The organism is Pseudomonas sp. M2, from assembly GCF_015751845.1.
Lineage (GTDB): Bacteria > Pseudomonadota > Gammaproteobacteria > Pseudomonadales > Pseudomonadaceae > Aquipseudomonas > Aquipseudomonas putida_E.
Genome location: NZ_JADOUD010000001.1, coordinates 1,261,996 through 1,288,421 on the forward strand (window position 1 = coordinate 1,261,996; position 26,426 = coordinate 1,288,421).

Sequence of the window (26,426 nt, forward strand, 5' to 3'; positions counted from 1 at the left end):
CCCACAGCATACGACGAGCTCAGCGCTTGCGAAACAGTTCCCGGCTGACCAGCGGTTTTGGCCCCAGATGGACCGCCAACGCCTGACGCATCAGGCGCTTGGCCGCGAGCAGCGCACCAGGTGCATCCCAGTCGGCCTGGGCGAGGGCCAACAGTTCGGCGCCATTGAACAAGCCAGGCTGAACCAGGTAAACGCGTTCAAGGCCGGCATCGACCTGCAAGCGGTACAGCCCGTCGGCCTCGATCGGCTCGTCGCTGACGTCGTGGTCAAGCGCAAAGGCGTAACCCAGGTCTTCCAGCAGCCGCCATTCGAAGGAACGCAGCAGTGGCTCCAGCGGGCGCCCGGCGGCCAGGGCCTGCAAGGTCAGAGCGTAGTGCTCGAACAGTTCCGGTTGTGGTGCTTCGGCAGGTAGCAGGCGCATCAGCAGTTCATTGAGGTAGAGGCCGCTGAACAGTGCATCGCCGTGCAGCCAGGCCGCGATGCCCATGCTGTCCAGGCGCCCGACGTTTTTTAGCTCACTGCGGCCGCGCAGTTCCACTTCCAGCGGCACGAACGGCCGCACCAGGCTGCCACCCTTGCCCCTTGCACGGCGCAACACCGCGCGCACGCGCCCCTGCGGCGTGAAGAAGTCCACCAGCGCGCTGGTTTCCTTGTAGGCACGGCTGTGCAGCACGTAGGCCGGCTGGCCGACAGGTTGTTCCATGAAGTGTGGCCTGAAAGCAGAGCGGCCCGGAGAGATCCGGGCCGCTGGAGGGGTTACAGGTCGCCGTAGCCCAGCGAGCGCAGTGCACGCTCGTCATCGGACCAGCCGCCTTTGACCTTGACCCAGAGGTTGAGCATGACCTTGGCGTCGAACAGGGTTTCCATGTCCTTGCGCGCGTCGGAGCCAATGCGCTTGATGCGCTCGCCCTTGTCGCCAATGATGATCTTCTTCTGGCCGTCACGCTCCACCAGGATCAACGCATGGATGTGCAGCACATGGCCCTGCTGCTTGAACTCCTCGATCTCCACGGTGATCTGGTACGGCAATTCCGCACCCAGCTGGCGCATGATTTTCTCGCGCACCAGTTCAGCGGCCAGGAAGCGGCTGCTGCGGTCGGTGATCTGGTCTTCCGGGAAGAAGTGATCATTCTCCGGCAGGTGCTTGGCAATCAGCGCCTCGAGCGCGTCCAGATTGTGCCCCTGCTGGGCAGAGATGGGTACGACCTCGGCATTGGGCAGTTGCTCCTGCAGCCACTGCAGGTGCGGGATCAGCTCGGCTTTTTCGTCCATGCGGTCGGTTTTGTTGACTGCAATGATCAGCGGGCCGGTCACGTACTGAACGCGTTCGAGCACCAGTTGGTCCTCATCGGTCCAGCGCGTACGGTCGACCACGAAAATCACCACATCGACGTCCTTCAGGGCCGCCGAGGCATTGCGGTTCATGTAGCGGTTCAAGGCCTTGTCGTTGGCCTTGTGCATGCCGGGGGTGTCGACGTAGATGGCCTGCACATCACCCTCGGTCTTGATGCCGAGCATGTTGTGGCGGGTAGTCTGTGGCTTGCGCGAGGTGATCGCCAGCTTCTGGCCGAGGATATGGTTGAGCAAGGTCGACTTGCCCACGTTGGGGCGGCCGACGATGGCCACGTAACCGCAGCGGGTCGGATTGTTCTCAGTCATTGCCATTCTCCACGCCCAGGGCGATCAATGCGGCGGCGGCGGCGACTTGCTCGGCAATACGCCGGCTCACGCCCTGGCCACGGCTCTTGTTGTTCAGCAGCACCACTTCGCATTCGACGAAGAAGGTACGGCAGTGCGGTTCGCCCTGGATGTCCACCACCTCGTAGCGAGGCAGCTCACAGCTACGCGACTGCAGAAACTCCTGCAGGCGGGTTTTCGGGTCTTTGTTGGTGTCGACAAGGGTCAGGCTTTCGAACTCGTCGGTCAGCCAGGCCAGCACGCGCTCGCGGGCGGTCTGCATGTCGGCATCAAGGTAGATGGCGCCGATCAGGGCTTCGAGGGCATCGGCCAGGATCGACTCGCGGCGGAAACCGCCGCTCTTGAGCTCACCGGAGCCCAGGCGCAGGTACTCACCCAGATCGAAACCGCGGGCCAGCCGGGCCAGGGTTTCGCCCTTGACCAAGCGCGCACGCAAGCGCGACAGCTGGCCTTCGCGGGCCTGCGGGAAGCGCTCGAACAGCGCCTCGCCGGCCACGAAGTTCAGAATGGCATCGCCGAGAAACTCCAGGCGCTCATTGTTGCGCCCGGCGTAGCTGCGATGGGTCAGGGCCAGCACCATCTGGTCCTGGTCTTTGAAGGTGTAACCGAGCTTGCGCTCGAGACGGGCAAGGGAAGCACTCATGCAGCCACCCGTTGGTTGTTCAACGCGTTGTTCAAATCAACATCCTGAAAGACTGTTTGGCTGTGGCCCGTCGCGGCGAGCGACGAATCTCTCGATCCCTGAGAACACAGCCTATGTCAGAAATGCATTCGGCGCTGTCTGCTGGACAGCGCCGAAGGGTATCAATGGATCAGGCCGACCCGCGACAGGTTGGGCAAGTGGCTGAGCTTGGGCTCTGGCCAGCTCATCCAGACCGCGAAGGCCTTGCCGACGATGTTCCGGTCCGGAACCATGCCGTGCAGTTCCTTGGGAATGTTCGGGTCATCCCAGTAACGGCTGTCGTTGGAGTTGTCGCGGTTGTCGCCCATCATGAAGTAATGGCCGGCCGGCACGGTCCACTGCTGGTCCGGCGGCATGCGATAACGGGTCATTTCCTTGCGGATCAGGTGCTCGGCTTCGCCCAGCTTTTCCTTGTACAGCTCGGCGCTGCCCAGGGTGCCGGGCTCGGCGCCGACCAATTGCTCGGCAATGGGCTTGCCATTGACGAACAACCGCTTGTCGCTGGTGTAGCGGATCTGGTCACCTGGCAGGCCCACCACACGCTTGATGTAGTTGACGTTCGGGTCGCTTGGGTAGCGGAACACCATCACATCACCGCGTTGCGGGTCACCCACCTCGATGACCTTCTTGTCGATCACCGGCAGGCGAATGCCGTACGAGAACTTGTTCACCAGAATGAAATCGCCCACTTCCAGGGTCGGTTTCATCGACCCCGAGGGGATCTGGAACGGCTCTACCAGGAACGAGCGCAGCACCAGTACGATGAACAGCACCGGGAAGAACGACTTGCCGTACTCGACCAGCAGCGGTTCCTTGTTCAGGCGCTCGACCACGGCCATTTCTGGCTGGGTGACGCTACCTTGGTAGTTGGCGACTGCCGCCCGCCGGCGCGGGGCCAGGAACAGCAGGTCGATCAAGCCCAACAGACCGCAAACGGCTACGGCGATGACTAGCAACAGCGGGAAATTTAGCGACATAGGACCTAGCTATCCAACCTGAGCACGGCGAGGAAGGCTTCTTGTGGAATCTCCACGTTGCCCACCTGTTTCATGCGTTTCTTACCGGCCTTCTGCTTCTCCAGCAGCTTTTTCTTACGGCTGACGTCACCACCGTAGCACTTGGCCAGTACGTTCTTTCTGAGCGCCTTGACGGTTGTCCGCGCGATGATCTGGCCGCCAATGGCTGCCTGGATCGCCACATCGAACATCTGCCGAGGGATCAGTTCCTTCATCTTCTCGGTCAACGCACGGCCTTTATAGGCCGCGTTGTCGCGGTGCACGATCAATGCCAGGGCATCGACCTTGTCGCCGTTGATCAGTACATCCAGCTTGACCAGGTTGGCCGACTGATAGCGATCGAAATGATAGTCCAGCGAAGCATAGCCGCGGCTGGTCGACTTCAGGCGGTCGAAGAAGTCCAGCACCACTTCGTTCATCGGCATGTCATAACGCACCTGCACCTGGCTGCCGAGGAACTGCATGTCGCGCTGCACGCCACGCTTCTCGATGCACAGGGTGATGACGTTGCCCAGATGCTCCTGCGGCACCAGGATGGTCGCGGTGACGATCGGCTCGCGGAAGTCCGTGACAGCCGAAACATCAGGCAGCTTCGACGGGTTGTCGACAACGATGGTTTCGCCGGTCTTGAGTTCCAGCTCGTAGATCACGCTCGGAGCCGTGGTGATCAGGTCCAGGTCATATTCGCGCTCCAGGCGCTCCTGGATGATCTCCATGTGCAGCATGCCCAGGAAGCCGCAACGGAAGCCGAAGCCCAGTGCATCGGAGCTTTCGGGCATGTATTGCAGCGACGAGTCGTTCAGGGTCAGCTTCTGCAGGGCGTCGCGGAAGTCCTCGAAATCGTCGGAGCTGACCGGGAACAGGCCGGCATAAACCTGCGGCTGGATCTTCTTGAAACCGGCCAGCATTTCGACCTCGGGAGTCGAGGACAAGGTCAGGGTGTCACCGACCGGCGCACCATGGATGTCCTTGATGCTGGCAATGATGAAGCCTACTTCACCGGCTTTCAGATCAGCGGTCTGGGTATGTTTCGGGGTGAAGACACCCACGCTGTCGACCAGGTGCACCTTGCCGGTGGACTTGACCAGGATCTTGTCGCCCTTCTTGACGCGGCCCTGACGCACGCGCACCAACGAAACCACGCCCAGGTAGTTGTCGAACCAGGAGTCGATGATCAACGCCTGCAGCGGGGCATCGATCTCGCCCACAGGCGCGGGAATGGTGTGGACCAGGCGCTCGAGCACCTCGTCGACGCCCATGCCGCTCTTGGCACTGCACGCCACCGCGTCGGTAGCATCGATGCCGATGATCTTCTCGATCTCGTCCTTGACCCGATCAGGGTCGGCCTGAGGCAGGTCCATCTTGTTCAGGACCGGCATGACCTCAAGGCCCTGCTCGATGGCGGTGTAGCAGTTGGCCACCGACTGGGCTTCGACACCCTGGCCGGCGTCCACCACCAGCAGCGCACCTTCGCAGGCCGCCAGCGAACGCGAGACTTCATAGGTGAAGTCGACGTGGCCGGGCGTATCGATGAAGTTCAGCTGGTAGGTCTTGCCGTCCTGCGCCTTGTAGTGAAGCGTGACGCTGTGGGCCTTGATGGTGATCCCGCGTTCGCGCTCCAGGTCCATGGAATCCAGAACCTGAGCTTCCATTTCGCGTGCCGACAGGCCACCGCACATCTGGATGAAACGGTCGGCCAGCGTCGACTTGCCATGGTCGATGTGGGCGATGATGGAGAAATTGCGGATATGACTCAAATCACTCACGGGTCAACACTCGAAAAGGCTGCGAGCCGGACGCCCGCCGAAAAATAGCCGGGAATTGTACCTCAACCAGCAGGGATATGGGAGATTCCTCTGACGCACGATACAGGCTGACTCCCGCCAAGAATTGTGAACTCTCATGAAAAAGGGCAGCCGAAGCTGCCCTTTGCAACCGGCAAGCCGGCTTATTCAGCAAGCTTGAAGGTGATGAAGCTCGCCCGGCCTTGGCGCAGCACGCGCATGGATACCGAACGGTTCTTCGGCAGGTCCTTGGCAATTTCGGTGAACTGCTTGGCCGAGGCGATCGCCTGGTTGTTCAAGTGGCTGATAACGTCACCCGGACGCAGACCAATCATGGCTGCCGGGCCATCCTGGACTTCTTTGATGACGACGCCACCCTTGAGCTCCAGCGATTTCTTCTGCTCGGCGGTCAGGTCAGAGACGGAAACACCCAGGCGGTTGCTGCTGCGCTCTGCACTGCCATCGGCACCCGTACCAGTACCGATATCGGCATCGTCATCAGGCATCGCACCAATGGTCACATCCAGGTTCTGGCGCTTGCCATTACGGATGATCTCAAGCTTGGCCTTGGCGCCAGCCTTCAGGGTGCCTACCAGATGCGGCAGGTCGGCCGACATGACGATCGGCTGGCCGTTCATGCTCAGGATCACGTCGCCCACCTGCAGGCCGCTCTTGGCTGCCGGGCCATCTTCAAGCACCTGCGCCACCAGGGCACCGGCCGGCTTGTCGAGGCCGAAGGATTCAGCCAGGTCCTTGTTGACTTCCTGAATGACCACGCCCAGCCAGCCGCGGCTGACCTTGCCGTCCTTCTTCAACTGGTTGGAGACATCGATCGCGACATCGATCGGGATGGCGAACGACAGGCCCATGAAACCGCCCGAACGGGTGAAGATCTGCGAGTTGATACCCACTACTTCGCCATTCATGTTGAACAGCGGCCCGCCGGAGTTGCCTGGGTTGATGGCCACGTCGGTCTGAATGAAGGGCACGTAGGTGTCATTGGGCAGGGTGCGGCCTTTGGCGCTGACGATCCCTTTGGTCACCGAATGATCGAAACCGAACGGCGAACCGATGGCCAGCACCCACTCACCTACCTTGAGCTTCTCGGAGTCGCCCAGTTTGACGGTGGGCAGGTTCTTGCCGTCGACCTTGAGCAGGGCCACATCGGTGCGCGGGTCGGTGCCGACCAGTTTGGCCTGCAGCTCGCTGCGATCGGACAGACGGACGATGATCTCGTCGGCATCGGCAACCACGTGATTGTTGGTCAGCACATAACCGTCACTGGAAATGATGAAGCCTGAGCCCAGCGACTGGGCCTCGCGCTGGCGGTCACCACGTGGCGAGCGCGGCTGTTGCGGCATGTTGCGCTCGAAGAACTCGCGGAACATCGGCGGCAAGCCTTCGAGGTCCGGCATCTGACCGGCAGCGACACGGCGGTCAGGCAGCTTTTGCTTGGTACTGATGTTGACGACGGCCGGCGAGGCCTGCTCGACCAAGGTGGTGAAGTCCGGCAGGGCCTCCTCGGCCTGGGCGGTCAGCACCTGGCCAAGCATCAGCACGGCGGCGAACATCGATAGGTAGGATTTCAAGCGTGGTATTGACATACGGCTCCCGTCACAACGAGCGTAGTTAGCGTAAGACCGCCTGCAAAAGCAGGAAAGGCCAGACTCCAAGAAGCCTGACCTATAGAAAATTTACAGATGGATTGCAAATGACAATGCTTTAATTTCATTTCAGCCGCATGTCCGTGCGCCTTGGCATGAGCCGAAAAAGGGCGCCATTACTGACGCGCCTGAGCATCCTGTGGGCGCATCGACAATGCGACGCGTTCTGCAGTACCTAATGGAATTTCGCCGACCACAGTGACCATCACCTTACCCTTGGGCGTGTTAAGGCGACGTGAAACGGCCGAAGTAGGGCCTAGCTGAGTACGCACATCAGCGCTGGCATCTTCCGTGACCAGCTCCAGAAACACCGAGAAGCGTGCCAGGCCATCGTCATACATGAGGCTGCTGATGGTGCTATCGCCAGAAGGGTCACGCCGTACGGTACTGTTGATCAGCTCGAAACCCGGTGGCAGCCAGTCCGAGCGCCAGCCTGCAACGGCTTCGGTCTTGGGGCGGGCCACACGCTCTACCGGTTTGCAGGCGGCACTGGCCTTCAAATCGGCATCGGTAGGCAGGTCATCGGTATCAAGGCGCGTCATCTGGAAGCGCTCGAGCAACTGCCCCTTGTCGTTGAGCATCAACGAGCGTAGCGGCAGGCCGGTTTTGCTGTCCAGGTGCATTTCAAATGCGTAGCGGTGCTGGTCGCGCGGAGTAAGCGTGACAATGACCGCGTCGCGCCCGGCGACCCGTGCCTTGCCCGCTACAGCCAAATCGTACCAGCTCATCAGTTTGAGGGGGTCGAGCATGCGCGGCGCGGCATCGGGCAAGTTGCTCACGCCACTGGCCAATGCACCACTGACGCATTGCACCTTGCCGTCCACCCGCACGATTTCCTGGGCGGCACCGTCAAGCTGGAGCAATCGCTCGCTGACCTTGCCGTCCTGAACCCGATGCCAGATGTCGTGGGAGGAAAAGCTGCCGTTTCGTTCGTAAACGAAGGAGCCCTGATAACTCTGCCTTTGTTCGGCCTGTGCCAGCTTGTTCAACCATTCGCTTGCCTGGGGCGACGAATTGGCTGCCAACGCCGGCACCGTCATGCAACTGCCTACAAGCAGTGACAGGAGAGGTAGCGCGCGCATGATCCTCCTTACTTAGCGGTTTTCCAGGCTGGCGGCGCGGGCATACGGCAGGGCAGTTTCAGTACCCTTGAGCGCGGATTCCTGCGCGTGCTGGCGCAGATACCCCGGCAGACGCTGATCCCAGCCGGCCTGGTTCTGCAGCACGCCATTGGCCATCGGCCCGGTCGGTTGCTCACTGCCTTCACTATAGCCTGCCAAAACAGCCGGGCCCTGAGTTTGTGGCATGCTCAGGCCTTGCTGGGCAGGTTGCTGCGAAGCCAGCTCGGCGCCGGTGATCTCGTCCTGGTTGTACATGCGTACGCCAGCCAGCACAGCAACGGTAACCGAGGCGGCAACGGCCAGGCGGCCAATGCTGCGCCATGGGCTTTGCTTGACTTTGGCCGGTACGGCTTCGTCAGCCAGGGCGGCAGACACCGCCGAGGCGATATCCAGTTTCGGCAGCAACAGCTCCTTGTGCATCGCTGCGCGGGCTACCTGGTAACGCGACCAGGTGGCACGGGTTTCGGCATCGTCGACGGCGCTCAGCACCCGTCGCAATTCCAGTTCGTCCGCTTCGTTATCCATTACCGCGGACAGCGATTCCTGCAAAGCTTCACGACTCATGGCGGTTCCTCTCTTGGCTGTCGCCGCTGTCTCAGGTTTCCTGCAACAAGGGCTGCAGGGCTTTGTCTATGGCCTCCCGAGCGCGGAAGATTCGAGAGCGCACGGTACCCACCGGACATTGCATGACACTGGCAATGTCTTCGTAACTCAACCCGTCGAACTCACGCAGGGTCAGAGCCGTGCGCAAATCTTCAGGCAGTTGCTGGATGGTGCGATGGACTGTGCCTTCGATTTCATCCCGCAACAGGGAGCGTTCTGGGGACTCGAGATCCTTGAGGCCATGATCGCCGTCGTAAAACTCCGCATCCTCGGAGCTCACATCGCTGTCTGGCGGCCGTCTTCCACGGGACACCAGATAGTTCTTCGCCGTATTGATGGCGATGCGGTACAGCCAGGTATAAAACGCACTGTCACCGCGGAAATTGCCAAGCGCACGGTAGGCCTTGATAAAGGCTTCCTGCGCTACATCCTGGGCCTCGTGGGTATCGTGAACGAACCGCACGATCAACCCGAGAATCTTGTGCTGATACTTCAGCACCAACAGATCGAACGCTCGCCTGTCACCGCGCTGCACGCGCTCGACAAGCTGCTGATCCTCTTCCTGGGTTAGCATGAACACTCCTCAGTGAACTCGAAGGAGCGTTGCATCAGCCATCGTTCGGGCTTGCAAACATAGACTCGGGCTTTTCGCAAAAGTTCTCTCCTCCAAGCAAGTTTCCTGCGGCCCTTGACTGGCTCGCACGGAAGACGCGGCGCGGGCACGGCCGGCAGCGTCGATAATCAGGTTTCGGATACGCAGGTGTCAGCCCGGATAGAGCCGCCGCCACGCGTCGCCGCGCGAAATGATGGCGCACGGGCAGCCTTCATAGGATTTCCAGCCATGTAGGAAAGTTCCCACGAAGATTGCCCTAACGTCGCAAGTGGCATGGAAATTGGCCACCGCAGGCTGCTATAAAGGCAACCCGGCCTCTATTCACGATAGTTTCACAATGCCATCTACGCGTGTCTATTGTGCCGTGCCCCCTCCGAAGATTACTAGTGTCCCGACATGAGCCAACAATTCCAACATGATGTCCTGGTGATCGGCAGCGGCGCAGCCGGTCTCAGCCTGGCACTCAACCTTCCCGCCCACCTGCGCATCGCCGTACTGAGCAAGGGCGACCTGGCCAATGGCTCGACTTTCTGGGCCCAAGGTGGCGTGGCCGCGGTACTGGACGACACCGATACCGTGCAGTCCCATGTCGAGGACACTCTCAATGCCGGCGGCGGGCTGTGCCACGAAGATGCCGTGCGATTCACCGTCGAGCACAGCCGCGAAGCCATTGAGTGGCTGATCGAACAGGGCGTGCCCTTTACCCGCGATGAGCACTCCAGCGTTGACGATGGCGGCTTCGAATTTCACCTGACCCGCGAAGGCGGGCACAGCCACCGGCGCATCATCCATGCCGCCGATGCCACGGGCGCAGCCATTTTCACCACGTTGCTGGAGCAAGCCCGCAAACGCCCCAACATCGAACTGCTTGAGCAACGAGTGGCGGTCGACCTGATTACCGAGCGGCGCCTGGGCTTGCCAGGCGCGCGGTGCCTGGGCGCCTACGTGCTGAACCGCAACAGTGGTGAGGTGGACACCTTCGGGGCGCGCTTTACCGTGCTTGCCACCGGCGGCGCCGCCAAGGTCTACCTGTATACCAGCAACCCCGATGGTGCCTGCGGCGATGGCATCGCCATGGCCTGGCGCGCCGGCTGTCGGGTTGCCAATCTGGAATTCAACCAGTTCCATCCCACCTGCCTCTACCATCCGCAGGCCAAGAGCTTCCTGATCACCGAAGCCCTGCGCGGCGAAGGCGCCCTGCTGCGCCTGCCCAATGGTGAACGCTTCATGCCGCGCTTCGACCCACGCGAAGAACTGGCTCCGCGCGACATCGTAGCCCGGGCCATCGACCATGAGATGAAGCGCCTGGGCGTGGACTGCGTCTACCTGGACATCACGCACAAGCCGGCCGACTTCATCAAAAGCCATTTCCCAACGGTCTATGAGCGTTGCCTGGCCTTCGGTATCGACATCACCCGTCAGCCGATCCCGGTAGTGCCCGCCGCCCACTACACCTGTGGCGGGGTGGTGGTCGACGATCGCGGCCATACCGACGTCCCGGGCCTGTACGCCATCGGCGAGACCAGCTTCACCGGCCTGCACGGCGCCAACCGCATGGCCAGCAACTCGCTGCTCGAGTGTTTCGTCTACGGCCGTTCCGCTGCCGCGGACATCGAGGCCCGCCTGGCCCAGATCGCCATGCCCAAAGCCCTGCCCTGCTGGGATGCCAGCCAGGTCACCGACTCGGATGAGGATGTGATCATTGCGCACAACTGGGACGAACTGCGGCGGTTCATGTGGGACTACGTGGGTATCGTGCGCACCAGCAAGCGCCTGCAGCGTGCCGAGCACCGCGTGCGCCTGCTGCTGGACGAGATCGACGAGTTCTACAGCAACTACAAGGTCAGCCGCGACCTGATCGAGTTGCGCAACCTGGCACAGGTGGCGGAGCTGATGATCCGCTCGGCCATGCAGCGCAAGGAAAGCCGCGGGTTGCACTACACCCTGGATTACCCCGGGATGCTGGCTGAGGCCAAGGACACCATACTGAGCCCAGCCTGAAGATCGATGCCCTTCGCGGGTAAAACCGCAAAGGGGCGACGCGGCACCTGACTAGCGTGCCGCGACCTCAGCCCACCTGCGCCGACTGAATTTCAGCCGTACCCGCAGGCGCCGATGCTGATCCGCCGCCAGGGCATCGCCGACAACACATTGACTCTCGCCCAACCAGCGCCCAGGCCTTGCGAACCGCAATACCACCAGGCCCGGCAGCGCCACGCTGTCGCGACACAGACGCACCGCCTGCCAGCCCCCGGCACGGCTGAAAAGCTGCCAGCCGCAAGCATCCCGGCGCAGGCCAGTGACGGCTTGAGCATGGGTCAGCAGTATGCGTCGGGGGATCACCCAGCAGGCATGGGCCAGACAAGCGACGGAGGCAGGAAGGGAAAGCCACCAGGGCAGCGCACTCAGCCACAAGGCAAGCAACGCCAGCACCTGGCAGATCAGGTAGGCCGTGAGCAGCAGGCGCGAGCCCTGCCAACGGCACTCGAAACACTCACTTGGGCTGGACACGGTCCAGAATGATGCGGACCATGCGCTGCAGCTCCGGGTCTTCGGACTCGGTGCGCTCCATGAACCAGCCGAACATGTCCTGATCCTCACAGCTCAACAGGCGAACGTAGAGTTCGCGATCGGCTTCGCTCAGGGTCGGGTAGACCTCCTGGGTGAAAGGCACCAGCAGTACGTCGAGTTCCAGCATGCCGCGGCGGCTGTGCCAGAAAAGCCGGTTGAGTTCAGTTTGTTCGACCATGGGGCCCTCCTCAAATGGGCGGCCAGTATACAGCCAGGCGCACGAAGCGGCACGAGGCGTTGGTCTAGTCACCTACCTATTTTGTTACTGGCGTTCTATGATGGCCGCCAGTCTTTAGCCACCGCGATCCCCCATGGCCGATTCCGCTTTCTACAGCCCCCTGTCCCACGAGGGCATCCTCGCCGTCCGCGGCTCCGACGCCGGCAAGTTCCTGCAGGGCCAGTTGACCTGCAACATCAACTACCTCAGCCCCGAGCACGCAAGCCTTGGCGCCCGCTGCATGGTCAAGGGGCGCATGCAGTCGAGCTTCCGCATCCTGCCCGAAGGCAACGGCTACCTGCTGGCCATGGCCAGCGAACTGCTCGAGGCGCAGCTGGCCGACCTGAAAAAATACGCCGTGTTTTCCAAAGCCACGCTCAGCGACGAAAGCGCCGCCTGGGCGCGTTTCGGCCTGCAGGGCGGTGATGCGGCGCTGCGGACTCTGGGTTTGAAGGTGCCGACCAGCGCCGGCGCCACCGAACGCCATGAAGGCCTGATCGCCGTGGCCGTCTCCGAAGGTCGCGTGGAACTTTGGGTACCGGCGGACGCCGCCGCCAGCGTGCGTGAACAACTGGCAAGCGCATTGCCGCAAGGGCCTCTCAACGACTGGCTGCTGGGGCAGGTCCGTGCCGGCATAGGCCAGGTCATGGGCCCGACCCGTGAGCTGTTCATCCCGCAAATGATCAATTTGCAGGCGGTCGATGGCGTGAGTTTCAAGAAGGGCTGCTACACCGGCCAGGAAATCGTCGCCCGCATGCAGTACTTGGGCAAGCTCAAGCGACGTCAGTACCGCTTGCTGCTGGACCAGCAGGATATTCCTGCCCCGGGTGCGCAAATCTTCTCGCCGACCCATGGTTCATCGGTCGGGGAAGTGGTCATCGCGGCCAGCACGGGTCAGGGCTGCGAGCTGCTTGCGGTACTCAGTGCCGAGGCCGTGGAAGACGACAACCTGCACCTGGGCAGCCTGCAAGGCCCACGCCTGCAGGTCTCGAGCCTGCCTTACGAACTGGATCGCGACCGGGAAATCCAGCGCTGACCAGCCCGCCACCCCTGCTGTAGAGAAGTACATGAACAAGCTGGCCGAGATGGTTCAAGCACAGTTGCTGGCTGCCATCGCCAACGATGACCTGGTCCTGCCGACCCTTCCGGAAGTTGCGCTGAGCATCCGCGAGGCTGCCGAGGACACGGAAATCAGCGTTGCTGCCCTGAGCAAGGTGATTGGCCGCGATGCTGCCCTCTCCGCCCGCCTGATCAAGGTGGTGAACAGCCCGCTGCTGCGGGCGGCGATCGAGGTCACCGACCTGCACACGGCCATCACCCGCCTGGGTATCAACTACAGCTGCAACCTGGCCATCGGCCTGGTGATCGAGCAGATCTTCCATGCACGCTCATCGGCAGTTGAGCAAAAATTGAGGGATATCTGGGCAAACAGCCTCGAAGTCGCGGGCATCAGCTACGAAATATGCCGCCGCTTTACCCACCTCAAGCCTGACCAGGCCACCCTCGGCGGCCTGGTCAACCAGATCGGCGCGCTGCCGGTGCTGATCTACGCCGAAGAGCACAACGAACTGCTCTCCGACCCGGTATGCCTGCACTACGTGATCGAGCAGATCCAGCCTGTGCTGGGCGACAAGATACTTTCGTCATGGGAGTTCCCCGAGCAACTGGTCAACCTGCCAAGCCAGGTTCAAGACCTGGACCGGCGCACCGACAAAGTGGACTACATCGACGTGGTGCAGATTGCCCGCTGCCTCAGCCAGCGCGGACGCAGCCGGCCGCTGGCGGCGTTGCCGGCCTATCGGCACCTGGGGTTGCCGTTTGGCACGGAGCTGGAGATTGGCGAACTGCTGGAAGCGCGGAGCATGCTGCGCTAGCCAGCGTCTTGCCCGCCAAAGGTTCTGCACAGGCAAGCCATCAGTCAGCGATAAAACTCACTCGCACTTTCAACCCCCCATTCTCGCCGTCATGCAGACTGATCTGCGCCAGGTGCGCGCGACAGATCTCACCCACAATCGCCAACCCCAAGCCAGTTCCCTGGGCACTGCGGCGATAGAAGCGCTCGAATACCCGCTCGCGCTCATCCTCGGGGATACCCGGGCCATCATCTTCGACCTCCAGTACCGCTGGCGCCAGAACCCGCAAGATCACATTACCGCCCGCCGGGGTATGTGCCAGCGCGTTGTCCACCAGGTTGCTGAGCAACTCGTTGAGCAGCGTCGGCTCCCCCTTGAGCCACACCGGCGCCGCGGCCTCCAGCGCCAGGGCCACGCCCCGTTTATGCGCCAGCGGTGCCATCGCCATGCCCAGCTCGCGTGCCAGCTGACTCAGGTCCAGGCGCTGAGCGCCACCTTCGGCGATTGCCCGAGCGCCATTTTCCACCCGTGCCAACGATAAAAGCTGGTTGGCCAGATGGGTCAGCCTGTCAGTGCCTTGGGCGGCAGACTCCAGCGTCTGGTGCCACTGTTCGGGCTGCTTCGAGCGCAAGCCCAACTCGACCCGCGCCTTGAGCGCTGCCAATGGCGTGCGCAGTTCGTGGGCGGCCTCGGCAATGAACTGCGCCTGGCGCTCGAACTGCCCTCGCAAGCGTTCGGTGAAGTGATTCAAGGCACGCACCAGCGGGTCAAGCTCACGCTGCACCTGCACCCGCGGCAGCGCGCGCAGGTCATCCGGCTGGCGCTCTTCCACGGCTTTGCGCAGACGCTCCAGCGGGCGCAGCGCCGCACTCACGGCGAACCAGACCATCCCCAATGCCCCCAGCGCCAGCATGCCCAGGCGCAGCAGGGTATCGGCCATCAGCCCGCGCGCCATCCTCACCCGCGCCTCCTCCGTCTCGGCCACACGGATTTCAGCCATGCCGTTCATGTTTGGCTCGCTGACCGCCTTGAGCAGACTGACCACACGCACGTCCTGCCCGAGGTAGGTGGCGTTGTAGAAGCGCGCCAGCGCCGGGTAATCGTCGGTACGCGGTGTGCCCGGCGGGGGTGGCGGCAGGTTCTCGTAGCCCGAGATCAGTTTCTGGTTGATGTCCAGCACCTGGTAGTAAATGCGCCCGGCACTGTCGTAGGCAAACGTGTCCAGCGCCACGTAGGGCACGTCCGCGCTGAGCGTGCCGTCGCGCTGGGACAGGCCGGCAGCGATGGTCCGCGCCGATGCCAGCAAAGTACGGTCGTAGGCGGTATCGGCCGCCTCGCGGCCATTCCAGTAGGCGCTCAGGCCGCTGGCCAGCATCAGCACTACCAGCAACAGCGCCAGGTTGCCCAGCAAGCGCCCGCGCAGGCTGCCATTGTCACGCATCGCGGTGCTCGAGCAGGTAGCCGAGGCCGCGGAACGTGACAATGGCCACCGACTGGCCGTCGAGCTTCTTGCGCAGGCGGTGGATGTAGATTTCGATGGCGTCGGGGCTGGCCTCTTCGTCCAGGCCGAAGACCTGGGCGGCCAATTGCTCCTTGCTCATCACCCGGCCGGGGCGTGCGATCAGCGCCTCAAGTACGCTCTGCTCACGGGAGGTCAGCGTCAGGTTGTCCTCGCCCAGGGCGAACCGCCGGGTATCAAGGTCATACACCAGCGGGCCGCAGCGCTGCTGACGCTCGCCGCCGAGCACGCTGCGGCGCAGCAGGGCCTTGACCCGTGCTTCCAGTTCGGTCAGCTCGAAGGGCTTGGCCAGGTAATCGTCGGCGCCCAGGTTCAGGCCATGCACCCGGTCCTTCACATCGCTGCGCGCCGTCAGCATCAACACCGGCAGGGTCTTGCCGCGCCCGCGCAGGCGGGCCAGCACCTCAAAGCCGTCCATGCGCGGCAGGCCCACATCGAGCACGGCAACGGCGTACTCCTCGCTGGCCAGAGCCAGATCGGCGGCCACGCCGTCATGCAGCACATCCACGGTCAAACCATGGCTCTTCAGGGCCTGGGCCACGCTTTCGGCCAGTTGTACGTGGTCTTCGACCAGCAGCACACGCATCGGATTCTCCCTGCTCGGGTGGGGCGGTGGCGCGGAGTGTACCGCTGTAGCCCGGTCTGTGAAGCCCCTTGTAACAAACCTTTCAGGCTGAAAGGTTAGCGAAAGGTTCGTTACCTAGCATCGCACCACGGTCGCCCCACGCGCCGAAATAAAGCACCAGCAAGGTGCAACGAATAAGAACAATAACGGAGTCATCCCCGATGCTGTCATCGCAGCCGCAGGCGTTCGCGCCTACCCGTTCCCCATCCGCACGCCCATACGCCTATGCCTGCGCCCTTGCGCTTGCCGGCGTCGCCCCGATGAGCCAGGCCGCCTTCTTCGAAGACAGCACGGCAACCTTCGAAACCCGCAACATGTACTTCAACCGCGACTTCCGCGACGGCACCAGTGCACAGCAATCCAAGCGCGAAGAGTGGGCCCAGGGCCTGATGCTCAACTTCGAGTCCGGCTACACCGACGGCCCCGTGGGCTTTGGCCTGGACGCCCTGGGCATGCTCGGCATCAAGCTCGACTCAAGCCCCGACCGCGCAGGCTCCGGCCTGTTGCCGACCCACGATGATGGCAAGGCCGCCGATGAGTACTCCAAGCTCGGCCTGACCGGCAAAGTGAAAGTGTCCGAGACCGAACTGAAAATCGGCTCACTGATCCCCGAACTGCCGACCCTGCAGCCCAACGACGGGCGCATCCTGCCGCAGACCTTCGAGGGCGGCCTGGTCACCTCGAAAGAAATCCAGAACCTCACCTTCACCGGCGGGCGCCTGGAAAAGGTCAAGGATCGCAACGACACCAACTGGGAAGACCTGACCCTGAACAACAAGAACGGTCGCTTCGGCGGCACGTTCGCGGCAGACAACCTCGACCTGGCGGGCGTCGACTACCAATTCACCGATCGCATCACCGGCAGCTACCACTTCGGCCAGCTCGACGACATCTACCGCCAGCACTTCCTCGGCATGGTCGCCACCCAGCCTTGGGGCCCGGGCACCTTCGGTGCAGACCTGCGCCTGGCAGTGAGCGATGATCAGGGCCAGGCCAAGGCCGGCAACATCGACAACACCACCGTCAACGGCATGTTCAGCTATGCCTTGGGCGGGCACAAGGTGAGCGCCGCCTACCAGCACCTGTCAGGTGACAGCGCCTTCCCTTATGTCGATGGTGCCAACCCGTACCTGGTCAACTTCGTGCAGATCAACGACTTCGCCGGCGCCGACGAGCGCTCCTGGCAAGTGCGCTACGACTACAACTTCGCAGCGCTGGGCGTCCCTGGCCTGACCTTCATGACCCGCTACATCAACGGCGACAACGTCAGCCGCGCCGATGGCAGCGAGGGCAAGGAGTGGGAGCGCAATACCGAGTTCAAGTACGTGGTACAAAGCGGCCCGTTGAAAAACGTCGCCGTGCGCCTGCGCAACGCCACCTTCCGTTCGAATTTCGCCCGCGATGCCGACGAAGTGCGGCTGCTGGTGAGCTACAGCGTCGCCCTGTGGTAACCCATAACAACAACGCTCACGGAGATAGACGATGACCTTTTCACTGCGCCGCCTCGCCCTGGCTACCGGCTGCCTGCTGCTGGCCGGCAATGCCCTCGCCGCCGAACCCAAACGCCCAGAATGCATCGCCCCGGCCTCGCCCGGCGGCGGTTTCGACCTGACCTGCAAACTGGTGCAAAGCGCCCTTGTGCAGGAAAAGATCCTCAGCAAACCGATGCGCGTCACCTACATGCCAGGCGGTGTCGGCGCAGTGGCCTACAACGCCGTGGTAGCGCAGCGCCCGGGCGATGCCGGCACGCTGGTGGCGTGGTCCAGCGGCTCCTTGCTCAACCTGGCCCAGGGCAAGTTCGGCCGCTTCGACGAAAATGCCGTGAAATGGCTGGCGGCGGTCGGCACCAGCTACGGCGCCATTGCCGTGAAAAGCGATTCGCCCTACAAGACCCTCGATGACCTGGTCGCAGCGCTGAAGAAAGACCCGAGCAAGGTGGTGATCGGCTCCGGTGGCACCGTCGGTAGCCAGGACTGGATGCAGACTGCCCTGATCGCCAAGGCCGCCGGCATCAACCCCCGCGACCTGCGCTACGTGGCCCTGGAAGGGGGCGGTGAAATCGCCACCGCGCTGCTAGGTGGCCACATCCAGGTCGGCTCCACCGACATCTCCGACTCCATGCCACACATCCAGAGCGGCAACATGCGCATCCTTGCGGTGTTCTCGGAAAACCGCCTGGACGAGCCGGAGATGAAAGACATCCCCACCGCCAAGGAACAGGGTTACGACATCGTCTGGCCGGTGGTGCGCGGTTTCTACCTTGGGCCGAAAGTGAGCGATGAAGAGTACGCCTGGTGGAAGGACTCCTTCGACAAGATGCTTGCCTCTGAAGACTTCGCCAAGCTGCGTGACCAGCGCGAGCTGTTCCCGTTCGCCATGACAGGTGACGAACTGGACGGCTATGTGAAGAAGCAAGTGGCGGACTACAAGGCACTGGCCAAGGAATTCGGCCTGGTTCAGTAAGCCTGGGTGCATGTACTGGCCCCATCGCCGGCTTGCCGGCGAAGGGGCCTTTACGGCCACTGCAACCTCAATGAGGATTCCCAATGATCCTGCAACGCATCTTCGCCCTGGCTTTGCTGGCGCTGTGCGCCGTCCTGGCCGTGATGGCCTGGCCCTACCAGGCGGCCTTTTCCTACGAACCGGTCGGCCCACGTGCCTACCCGCTGTTGATGCTTGGGCTGATGAGCCTGGGCCTGCTCTATCTCGCCATACGCCCCACGCCCATCGTGCACAAGGACGACGAGCCTGCGCTGGACCGCGCAACCCTGACCAAGATTGCCGCCTGCGTCGGCCTGCTGCTGCTCTTCGCCAGCACCTTTGAAGCCTTGGGCTTCATCCTCAGCGCCATCTTGGTTGGCATCCCTATGGCCCGCTTGTACGGCGGCCGCTGGTTACGCAGCACCCTGGTGGTGGTGGGCATGAGCCTGTTCCTCTACTGGCTGTTCGACCGCGTGATGGATGTGCCCCTGCCCCTCGGCCTGCTGAGCGTACTGGAGAACTGACAGATGGATACCTTGAGCTACCTGGGCCAGGGCTTCGGCGTCGCCCTGAGCCCCTACAACCTGGTTACCGCCCTTTCGGGCACCCTCATCGGCACCGTGGTCGGCCTGCTGCCGGGGCTGGGCCCGATCAACGGCGTGGCGCTGCTGATCCCGATCGCCTTCGCCCTTGGCCTGCCCCCAGAGTCGGCACTGATCCTGTTGGCAGCGGTGTACCTGGGCTGTGAATACGGCGGGCGGATCAGTTCGATCCTGCTGAATATCCCGGGCGAGGCCTCGACCGTGATGACCACCCTCGACGGCTACCCGATGGCCCGCAACGGCCTGGCTGGCGTTGCCCTGTCGCTGTCGGCGTGGAGTTCGTTCATTGGCGCACTCATCGCCACCTGCGGCATGGTGCTGTTCGCCCCGCTGCTGGCGAAATGGGCGATTGCCTTCGGGCCGGCGGAGTACTTCGTGCTGATGGTGTTCGCAATCGTTGCTTTGGGCGGCATGGCCGGGGACAAACCGCTGAAGACCTTCATCGCCGCACTGATCGGCCTGTTCCTGTCAGCGGTCGGTATCGACGCCAACAGCGGCGTATACCGCTTCACCGGTGATAGCGTGCATCTGGCCGACGGTATCCAGTTCGTTGTGCTGGTGCTGGGCCTGTTCTCGATCAGCGAAATCCTGCTGCTGCTGGAGAAGACTCATCATGGGCATCAAGCGGTCAAGGCCACAGGGCGCATGCTGTTCAACTTCAAGGAAGCGGCCTCGGTGTTCGTCGTCAACATCCGCTGCGGCCTGCTTGGGTTCATCATGGGCGTGCTGCCAGGTGCGGGAGCGACCTTGGCCAGCGCCGTGGCCTACATGAGCGAGAAGCGCATCGCTGGGGAAAGCGGCAAGTTCGGCAAGGGCGATGCCCGTGGCCTGGCTGCCCCGGAAACAGCCATCGGCGCATCCTGCTGCGGCGCGCTGGTACCGATGCTGACCTTGGGTGTTCCCGGGTCGGGCACCACGGCGGTGATGATCGGTGCACTGACCCTGTACAACATCACCCCCGGCCCCCTGCTGTTCGAACAGCAACCTGACATTGTCTGGGGGCTGATCGCTTCGCTGTTCGTCGCCAACATCATGCTGGTGATCCTGAACATCCCGATGATCCGCATCTTCACCCGCATCCTCGCCGTGCCGAACTGGGCGCTGGTGCCGGTAATCGCGATCATCACCGCGATCGGTGTATACGCGGTGCACGCCACCACCTTCGACCTGTTCCTGATGGTCGGCATCGGCATCATGGGCTACATCCTGCGCAAGCTGGACTTCCCGCTGTCGCCTATCCTGCTCGGCTTCATCCTGGGCGGCCTGATGGAGCAGAACCTGCGCCGTGCGCTGTCGATTTCCAATGGCGAGCTGGGCATTCTGTGGTCGAGCTCGATCAGCATGGGCATCTGGGTACTGGTGGTGTGCATGCTCTGCCTGCCGCTGCTGCGTATCTGGCGCAAACGTAGCCTGCAGCGTCGGGCGATGGCCGATGCCTGATCGGTCGTTGCCGCTGTACTGGGCGACAGGGCTGGTCGGCCTGGCGGGCGGGTATCTCGCCAGCCAGGTCGGCTGGCCCTTGCCCTGGATGGTCGGCTCATTGCTGGCGATCATCCTGGTGCGCTGCCTGACGCCCTGGCAGCTTTCGGAAATCCCCAATGGCCGCAAGTGCGGCCAATGCATCATCGGCCTGGGTATTGGCCTGCACTTCACCCCAGCGGTGATCGAGCAGGTCGCCAGCCATTTCGTGCTGATCTTCTTTGCCGCACTGCTGACCACCGTTTCCAGCGTGGTTGGCGTGTGGCTGCTGCGGCGTACCGGCGAAGACCGTGCCACGGCATTTTTTGCCAGCATGCCCGGTGGTTCCGGTGAGATGGTCAACCTCGGCGCGCGTAACGGCGCGGTGCTCAGCCAGGTGGCGGCGGCGCAAAGCCTGCGTGTGCTGGTGGTGGTGCTGTGCGTACCGGCGCTGTTCAAGTTCCTGATCGGTGACGGTGTACCGCTCAATCATGCCGGCAGCGTGAGCTGGGGCTGGCTGGCGCTGATCGCACCGCTGGGTGTAGCGGTCGGTTTCGCCTGGCAGCGCTTGCGCCAGCCTAACCCCTGGCTGTTCGGGCCACTGCTGGTGGCCGCCACGCTAAGCCTGGCGGGCAACTTGCAGATCGCCCTGCCCGACGGTGCCAGCCAGATCGGCCAATGGCTGATCGGGAGTGGCCTGGCCTGCCACTTCAATCGCGCATTCTTCCGCCGTGCTCCATCGTTCTTGCTGCGCACGTTGCTCGCCACGGCGCTGTGCATGCTGATCGCGGGCACTGCCGCCTGGGGGTTGAGCGTGATGACTGCGCTGGATCTGCGCTCGCTGACGCTGGGCATGATGCCGGGCGGCATTGCCGAGATGAGCCTGACCGCAGAGACATTGCAGCTGTCGGTGCCGTTGGTGACGGCGTTGCAGGTGATGCGCTTGCTGTTCGTGCTGTTTCTGGCCGAACCGCTGTTCAGATGCTGGGTGAAAGGCCAGCACTGAAAGCTTTGCAGGTGATCGCCGGCAAGCCGGCCACTGAGCACCGGCTCGCCCCTTAAAGCGGCGGTAACGCCCAGTTGATCGGCGCCAGGCCACGCTGTTCGAGGAAGCCGTTGGTCCGGCTGAAATGCCCACAACCCAAGAACCCGCGGTACGCAGACAGTGGCGACGGGTGCACCGATTTGAGCACCAGGTGCTTGGTGCCATCGATCAGTTTCTGCTTGCTCTGGGCATGCGCGCCCCACAGCAGGAACACCACATTCGGGCACTGCTCGCTGACCACCTGGATGATCCGGTCGGTAAAGAATTCCCAGCCTTTCTTGGCATGCGAAGCGGCATTGGCGCGTTCGACGGTCATGGTCGTGTTGAGCAGCAGCACTCCCTGCTCGGCCCAGCTCTGCAGGTAACCATGGCTGGCGATGGGAATGTTCAGGTCGCGCTGCAGCTCCTTGTAGATGTTGACCAGCGACGGCGGCGTCGGCACACCCGGCTGCACCGAGAAGCACAGGCCGTGTGCCTGGCCCGGGCCGTGATACGGATCCTGGCCGAGAATGACGACTTTCACCTGCTCAAGCGGGGTGGAGTTGAGCGCATTGAAGATCATCGGGCCTGGCGGGTAGATTTCCTTGCCGGCGGCGTGCTCCTGGCGCAGAAACTCACGCAGCTGGTGCATGTAGGGCTGATCGAACTCGGCACGCAGGGCGTTTTTCCAGCCGGGTTCAAGTTTGATGCGATCGTCGTCAGTCATGAGGCCATCCGTAAACAATGGCGCGACACTAGGTAAGCCATCCCCCCTTGTCAATCGGTCTGACCTATGGCCTGCATGATCGCCCAGGCAGGCCATACTTGAGCGATGACTTGAACGAGGTAGTCCATGGCCATTCATTGCGAGGTACTCACCGGCGCCGATGGCGCCCGCATCGGCATTGCCACACTGGATGCGCCCAAGGCGCTCAATGCCCTGAACCTGCCGATGATCGAAGTGCTCGGCGAATACCTGCAAGACTGGGCCCGCGACCCGGGCGTTGTCTGTGTATTGCTGCGTGGCAACGGCGCCAAGGCATTCTGCGCCGGCGGCGATGTACGGGCTCTGGCCCAGGCCTGCCGCGACCACCCCGGCAGCGTGCCACCGCTGGCTGCCACGTTCTTTGCCGCCGAATACCGCCTCGACTATCTCCTGCACACCTACCCCAAGCCGGTGCTGTGCTGGGGCCACGGCCATGTGCTGGGGGGCGGCATGGGGCTGTTGCAGGGGGCGGGGATACGCATAGTCACGCCTAGCAGCCGCCTGGCAATGCCAGAAATCAGCATTGGCCTCTACCCCGACGTGGGCGCCAGCTGGTTTCTTGCGCGCCTGCCGGGCAAGCTCGGGCTGTTTCTGGGGCTCACCGGCGCCCCCATCAATGCCCGGGACGCCATCGACCTGGGCCTGGCGGACCGATTCTTTGGCGAGCATCAACAGGAAGGGCTTATCGAAGAATTGTTGCAACTGAACTGGCAAGAGCAGACCGACCTGCAGCTGAACAGCCTGCTCAAGGCCGAACAGCACCGCGCCTATGCCGAACTGCCGGAGGCGCAATGGCTGCCCCGGCGCCAGGTGATCGATGCGCTGCTCGATGTTGCCGACCCGGCGGCCGCGTGGCGTGCACTGGAGGGGCTCAAGCAGCATAACGACCCATTGTTGGCTGATGCAGGCCAACGCCTGCAGGAGGGCTGCCCGCTCACGGCGCACCTGGTCTGGGAACAGATCCGTCGGGCCCGACACCTGTCATTGGCCCAGGTATTCCAGATGGAATACAGCATGAGCCTCAATTGCTGCCGTCACCCCGAATTCAGCGAAGGCGTGCGCGCCCGCCTGCTGGACAAGGACAACCACCCACGCTGGCACTGGCCGGATGTTGCGCAAGTGCCGGCGGCCGTGGTCGAAGCCCATTTTGTGAAGGTATGGGAGGGGCGCCACCCGTTGGCCGATCTTGCCTGACCTGGGCCGTTCCGCGCGCCCCCGTCAACCTTCACCGTCGCCAGTTGCGATCACCACTGCGCCCACCACCGGGACGGCGGTCACCATCACCCCGTCCATTGGAGTGCCAACGGTCGTTCTGGTACCGCCGGCTGTCGTTGCGGTAATCATGCCGGTCACGATCACGGCCGTAGTCATAACGCTGGCGGTTGCCGTAGTCGTGACGCGGGTTGCCATGCCACTGCTTCATCCCCGGCTGCGGGTGCGGACGGTATTGCGGCACGGGCGCAGGCCGGTAGTAACGCGGTGCCGGCGGGTAGTAATAGCGCGGTTGGGGGGCTACGTAATAGCGGTCATGGCGGTAATAACCCGGCGAGGCATACCGGTCAGCGGTGTAGTAATCCGTACGATAATAACGGCCTCCCTCGTGGTAAGGCACGCAGGCGGTTGTCATCAGGCCCAACAGGGCGATCAACAGAATTCGATAGGACATGGCGGCCTCCTGGACCGCTGGGGTGCCCGTACAGCGGCGCTGCCGAGCGTCGAAGCCAAAGCGAACATCGACAATGATTGAGACATTGTCGCCATCGTGCAGTGCCATTTGCGCAATAATTTGAAATAGCTTGGATACCCCAATAAACCTGCAGTCTTTTTCCGGCCATATCACTAGAATGAGCACCTCGACGATGCAAGCAGGCCGGCCGCAACCGTGCCTGCATTGAACACCCCGGACTAGTGTATGAATGACAGCCAGCACTGCCCTGCCTGCGGCGCCCTCAACCAATGCACCCTGGCCGACCCGCGCACCGCGCCAGCAGCCTGCTGGTGCTACGCCGTGAACATCGACCCCGCAGTTCTGAAGGCCCTGCCAACCGAGCTGCGCGACAAAGCCTGCCTCTGCCCGCGCTGCGCCGCAGGGGCAGGTCTGCCCGAGAACGCGCCCGCCCAGGTCGAGGCAGAAAAGCGCTAGACTGCGCGCCACTCCCCTCGACGTCCTTGATGCCATGCGCCTTGACCGCTTCCTCGCCAACCTGCCCAGCTATAGCCGCCAGCAAGTACGCCTGCTGCTGGTACAGCGCCGCGTGCGCGTGGATGGCGAAACGGTAGCCGACCCACGGGCTGAAGTCCGCGAATTCAGCCGTATCGAGGTGGATGATCAACTACTCCAGACGGGGCGCCCGGCGCGCTACCTGATGCTGCACAAACCGGCCGGCTGCGTCAGCGCCACGCACGACCCACAGCACCGCACCGTACTCGATTTGCTGCCTGCGCCGTTGCGCGAGGACCTGCACATTGCCGGGCGGCTCGACTACAACACCACCGGGCTGATGATCCTGACCAACGACGGCCAATGGTCGCGGCGCCTGACCCAGCCGGCGACCAAGCTGCCCAAGCACTACCTGGTGGAAACGGAAGATGAAATTGGCGCGCATTACGTCGACAAGTTTCGCACAGGCTTCTACTTCGCCTTCGAAGACCTGACCACCCTCCCCGCGCAACTGGACATCCTTGGCCCGCGCACGGCGAGGCTGGCCATCATTGAAGGGCGTTATCACCAGGTCAAGCGCATGTTCGGCTACTTCGACAACAAGGTTGTAGGGTTGCACCGGGAAACCATGGGCGCGATCCAGCTCGATCCAGGGTTGGCGCCGGGTGAATTCCGGGCGCTCACGGCTACGGAAATCGCCTCGGTCTAGGCCGCTTCAGGCACTGTCCGGACGTCATACGACCGCCCGGCGACAAAAGTCACAATTTCACCCAGCCGGCACTTGCGTGATCCTCAACCCACTGCTTGACTCCTAACTTGTCGGTCCGTGCGTGACTCGCCAGTCACACCGCGCGCCAGACACCTTTTTGCCGGCTACCCAAGGCCACGATGCCTTGGAGCACGGCAAATTGCCCGCCAAAAACAATACCGTCGACACGTGTGCCAAGGATCGACACAGGGCCCCGGTAATTCCTTCAGGCAAATGCCTACCTGTCATAAAGAACGTGCACCCTAGGTGACGCGAACACCCTTTTTGCGCCAGGAGTCGATGACATGAGGCCAGAAATCGCTGTACTTGATATCCAAGGTCAGTATCGGGTTTACACGGAGTTCCATCGCGCGGATGCAGCCGAGAAGACGATCATCCTGATCAATGGCTCACTGGCCACCACGGCTTCGTTCGCCCAGACGGTGCGTAACCTGCACCCACAATTCAACGTCGTGCTGTACGACCAGCCCTACTCCGGCAAGTCCAAGGCACATAACCGCCAGGAACGCCTGATCAGCAAGGAAGACGAGGCGCATATCCTGCTTGAGCTGATCGAGCACTTCCAGGCCGACCACGTGATGTCGTTCTCCTGGGGCGGTGCCTGCACCCTGCTGGCGCTGGCGCACCAGCCTCGCATGGTGAAAAAGGCGGTGGTCAGCTCGTTCTCACCGGTGATCAACGAACCGATGCGCGACTACCTGAACCGTGGTTGCCAGTACCTGGCTGCCTGCGATCGCTACCAGGTCGGCAACCTGGTCAACGACACCATTGGCAAGCACCTGCCATCGCTGTTCAAGCGCTTCAACTACCGGCACGTCAGCAGCCTGGACAGCCACGAGTATGCGCAGATGCACTTCCACATCAACCAGGTGCTGCAGCATGACCTGGAACGGGCACTGCGAGGCGCGCGCAACATCGACATCCCGGTGCTGTTCATCAACGGCGACCGTGACGAGTACACCACCGCAGAAGACGCTCGCCAGTTCGGCAACCATGTCGGCAAGAGCCACTTCACGGTGATCCGTGATGCCGGGCACTTCCTGGACATGGAGAACAAGACGGCCTGCGAAGCCACACGCAGCGCGTTGCTCGGCTTCCTCAAGCCGACCGTGCGCCAGGCCCGGGCACGCACCCCGTACAACGCCAGCCAAGAGCAGCATGCATGGGCCATCTGAGTGCATCGGCGCCCTGTAGCCATG

At 62.6% G+C, this 26,426-nt stretch carries 27 protein-coding genes; 12 read left to right on the forward strand and 15 right to left on the reverse strand.

Features of this window, described 5'->3' with window-relative positions; all coding sequences use genetic code 11:
- Window positions 1–19 precede the first annotated feature (19 nt).
- From recO to rpoE, 9 genes are all read right to left on the reverse strand, one after another.
- A complete protein-coding gene (gene recO, locus IWW33_RS05940) occupies window positions 20–703 on the reverse strand; it encodes a DNA repair protein RecO (RefSeq protein ID WP_012312994.1) in 684 nt (227 codons plus the stop codon).
- Window positions 704–756: 53 nt separating this feature from the next.
- Window positions 757–1,659, reverse strand: a complete 903-nt coding sequence (gene era, locus IWW33_RS05945; protein ID WP_046787792.1) for a GTPase Era — start codon at window positions 1,657–1,659, stop codon at window positions 757–759.
- Window positions 1,652–2,341 carry a ribonuclease III gene (gene rnc / locus IWW33_RS05950; protein WP_012312992.1) on the reverse strand — a complete coding sequence of 230 codons (690 nt, stop codon included), beginning with the start codon at window positions 2,339–2,341 and terminating at the stop codon, window positions 1,652–1,654. Before rnc ends, era begins: the two co-directional genes overlap by 8 nt.
- 161 nt (window positions 2,342–2,502) lie before the next feature.
- Window positions 2,503–3,357 carry a signal peptidase I gene (gene lepB, locus IWW33_RS05955; RefSeq protein ID WP_119688349.1) on the reverse strand — a complete coding sequence of 285 codons (855 nt, stop codon included), beginning with the start codon at window positions 3,355–3,357 and terminating at the stop codon, window positions 2,503–2,505.
- 5 nt (window positions 3,358–3,362) lie between these two features.
- Window positions 3,363–5,162 carry a translation elongation factor 4 gene (gene lepA / locus IWW33_RS05960; RefSeq protein WP_046787795.1) on the reverse strand — a complete coding sequence of 600 codons (1,800 nt, stop codon included), beginning with the start codon at window positions 5,160–5,162 and terminating at the stop codon, window positions 3,363–3,365.
- Between the two features lie 182 nt (window positions 5,163–5,344).
- Window positions 5,345–6,784, reverse strand: coding sequence for a DegQ family serine endoprotease (locus tag IWW33_RS05965; RefSeq protein WP_046787796.1), 1,440 nt, complete (start codon window positions 6,782–6,784; stop codon window positions 5,345–5,347).
- A 176-nt stretch (window positions 6,785–6,960) separates the two neighbouring features.
- A complete protein-coding gene (locus IWW33_RS05970; RefSeq protein WP_115273696.1) occupies window positions 6,961–7,926 on the reverse strand; it encodes a MucB/RseB C-terminal domain-containing protein in 966 nt (321 codons plus the stop codon).
- 12 nt (window positions 7,927–7,938) lie between these two features.
- A complete protein-coding gene (locus IWW33_RS05975) occupies window positions 7,939–8,529 on the reverse strand; it encodes an RseA family anti-sigma factor (RefSeq protein ID WP_115273695.1) in 591 nt (196 codons plus the stop codon).
- 31 nt (window positions 8,530–8,560) lie between these two features.
- The gene (gene rpoE, locus IWW33_RS05980) at window positions 8,561–9,142 is read right to left on the reverse strand and encodes an RNA polymerase sigma factor RpoE (protein ID WP_003252049.1); all 582 of its coding nucleotides are present in this window, start codon (window positions 9,140–9,142) and stop codon (window positions 8,561–8,563) included.
- A 435-nt stretch (window positions 9,143–9,577) separates the two neighbouring features.
- Between rpoE and nadB the strand changes: the two genes are divergently transcribed.
- Window positions 9,578–11,182 carry an L-aspartate oxidase gene (gene nadB, locus IWW33_RS05985; RefSeq protein ID WP_125924242.1) on the forward strand — a complete coding sequence of 535 codons (1,605 nt, stop codon included), beginning with the start codon at window positions 9,578–9,580 and terminating at the stop codon, window positions 11,180–11,182.
- A gap of 51 nt (window positions 11,183–11,233) precedes the next feature.
- Here nadB and IWW33_RS05990 read toward each other — a convergent pair whose 3' ends face one another.
- Together IWW33_RS05990 and IWW33_RS05995 are read right to left on the reverse strand one after the other, a co-directional pair.
- On the reverse strand, window positions 11,234–11,692 hold the full coding sequence (locus IWW33_RS05990; RefSeq protein WP_046784945.1) for a protein YgfX: 459 nt from the start codon (window positions 11,690–11,692) through the stop codon (window positions 11,234–11,236).
- Complete coding sequence (locus IWW33_RS05995) at window positions 11,676–11,930, reverse strand: succinate dehydrogenase assembly factor 2 (protein WP_008094993.1); 255 nt, start codon at window positions 11,928–11,930, stop codon at window positions 11,676–11,678. Before IWW33_RS05995 ends, IWW33_RS05990 begins: the two co-directional genes overlap by 17 nt.
- Before the next feature lie 133 nt (window positions 11,931–12,063).
- Here IWW33_RS05995 and IWW33_RS06000 point away from each other — a divergent pair, with 133 nt between their 5' ends.
- Window positions 12,064–13,005, forward strand: a complete 942-nt coding sequence (locus IWW33_RS06000) for a folate-binding protein YgfZ (protein ID WP_046784944.1) — start codon at window positions 12,064–12,066, stop codon at window positions 13,003–13,005.
- A 31-nt stretch (window positions 13,006–13,036) separates the two neighbouring features.
- A complete protein-coding gene (locus tag IWW33_RS06005; RefSeq protein ID WP_046784943.1) occupies window positions 13,037–13,843 on the forward strand; it encodes an HDOD domain-containing protein in 807 nt (268 codons plus the stop codon).
- A 40-nt stretch (window positions 13,844–13,883) separates the two neighbouring features.
- On the opposite strand, the gene IWW33_RS06010 is transcribed toward IWW33_RS06005, so the two are convergent.
- Complete coding sequence (locus IWW33_RS06010; RefSeq protein WP_046784942.1) at window positions 13,884–15,263, reverse strand: sensor histidine kinase; 1,380 nt, start codon at window positions 15,261–15,263, stop codon at window positions 13,884–13,886.
- Window positions 15,256–15,927: a response regulator gene (locus IWW33_RS06015; protein WP_012312981.1), complete on the reverse strand. Its 672-nt coding sequence runs from the start codon at window positions 15,925–15,927 to the stop codon at window positions 15,256–15,258. Before IWW33_RS06015 ends, IWW33_RS06010 begins: the two co-directional genes overlap by 8 nt.
- 200 nt (window positions 15,928–16,127) lie before the next feature.
- Here IWW33_RS06015 and IWW33_RS06020 point away from each other — a divergent pair, with 200 nt between their 5' ends.
- The 5 genes from IWW33_RS06020 (at window position 16,128) to IWW33_RS06040 (ending at window position 21,513) form a co-directional block, all read left to right on the forward strand.
- A complete protein-coding gene (locus IWW33_RS06020) occupies window positions 16,128–17,417 on the forward strand; it encodes an OprD family porin (protein WP_161872334.1) in 1,290 nt (429 codons plus the stop codon).
- Between the two features lie 31 nt (window positions 17,418–17,448).
- Window positions 17,449–18,429 (forward strand): tripartite tricarboxylate transporter substrate binding protein, encoded by a 981-nt coding sequence (locus tag IWW33_RS06025; RefSeq protein ID WP_012312979.1) that lies wholly within the window; start codon window positions 17,449–17,451, stop codon window positions 18,427–18,429.
- Between the two features lie 83 nt (window positions 18,430–18,512).
- Entirely contained in the window at window positions 18,513–18,971 is a 459-nt protein-coding gene (locus IWW33_RS06030; RefSeq protein WP_115273690.1) for a tripartite tricarboxylate transporter TctB family protein, read from the forward strand.
- A gap of 3 nt (window positions 18,972–18,974) precedes the next feature.
- Window positions 18,975–20,489 (forward strand): tripartite tricarboxylate transporter permease, encoded by a 1,515-nt coding sequence (locus IWW33_RS06035; protein WP_115273689.1) that lies wholly within the window; start codon window positions 18,975–18,977, stop codon window positions 20,487–20,489.
- On the forward strand, window positions 20,482–21,513 hold the full coding sequence (locus IWW33_RS06040) for an AbrB family transcriptional regulator (RefSeq protein WP_115273688.1): 1,032 nt from the start codon (window positions 20,482–20,484) through the stop codon (window positions 21,511–21,513). The genes IWW33_RS06035 and IWW33_RS06040 overlap by 8 nt, the downstream gene beginning before the upstream one ends.
- Window positions 21,514–21,565: 52 nt before the next feature.
- On the opposite strand, the gene ung is transcribed toward IWW33_RS06040, so the two are convergent.
- The gene (ung, locus tag IWW33_RS06045; RefSeq protein WP_115273687.1) at window positions 21,566–22,258 is read right to left on the reverse strand and encodes a uracil-DNA glycosylase; all 693 of its coding nucleotides are present in this window, start codon (window positions 22,256–22,258) and stop codon (window positions 21,566–21,568) included.
- Window positions 22,259–22,384: 126 nt separating this feature from the next.
- Here ung and IWW33_RS06050 point away from each other — a divergent pair, with 126 nt between their 5' ends.
- Complete coding sequence (locus IWW33_RS06050; protein WP_115273686.1) at window positions 22,385–23,491, forward strand: enoyl-CoA hydratase/isomerase family protein; 1,107 nt, start codon at window positions 22,385–22,387, stop codon at window positions 23,489–23,491.
- Window positions 23,492–23,522: 31 nt separating this feature from the next.
- On the opposite strand, the gene IWW33_RS06055 is transcribed toward IWW33_RS06050, so the two are convergent.
- The gene (locus IWW33_RS06055; RefSeq protein WP_125924245.1) at window positions 23,523–23,963 is read right to left on the reverse strand and encodes a hypothetical protein; all 441 of its coding nucleotides are present in this window, start codon (window positions 23,961–23,963) and stop codon (window positions 23,523–23,525) included.
- A 246-nt stretch (window positions 23,964–24,209) separates the two neighbouring features.
- Here IWW33_RS06055 and IWW33_RS06060 point away from each other — a divergent pair, with 246 nt between their 5' ends.
- From IWW33_RS06060 to IWW33_RS06070, 3 genes are all read left to right on the forward strand, one after another.
- On the forward strand, window positions 24,210–24,440 hold the full coding sequence (locus tag IWW33_RS06060) for a cysteine-rich CWC family protein (RefSeq protein ID WP_174142062.1): 231 nt from the start codon (window positions 24,210–24,212) through the stop codon (window positions 24,438–24,440).
- 34 nt (window positions 24,441–24,474) lie between these two features.
- Window positions 24,475–25,167, forward strand: coding sequence for a 16S rRNA pseudouridine(516) synthase (locus IWW33_RS06065; RefSeq protein WP_115273685.1), 693 nt, complete (start codon window positions 24,475–24,477; stop codon window positions 25,165–25,167).
- A 344-nt stretch (window positions 25,168–25,511) separates the two neighbouring features.
- Window positions 25,512–26,402 carry an alpha/beta hydrolase gene (locus tag IWW33_RS06070; protein WP_046784933.1) on the forward strand — a complete coding sequence of 297 codons (891 nt, stop codon included), beginning with the start codon at window positions 25,512–25,514 and terminating at the stop codon, window positions 26,400–26,402.
- The last annotated feature ends 24 nt before the right edge of the window (window positions 26,403–26,426 follow it).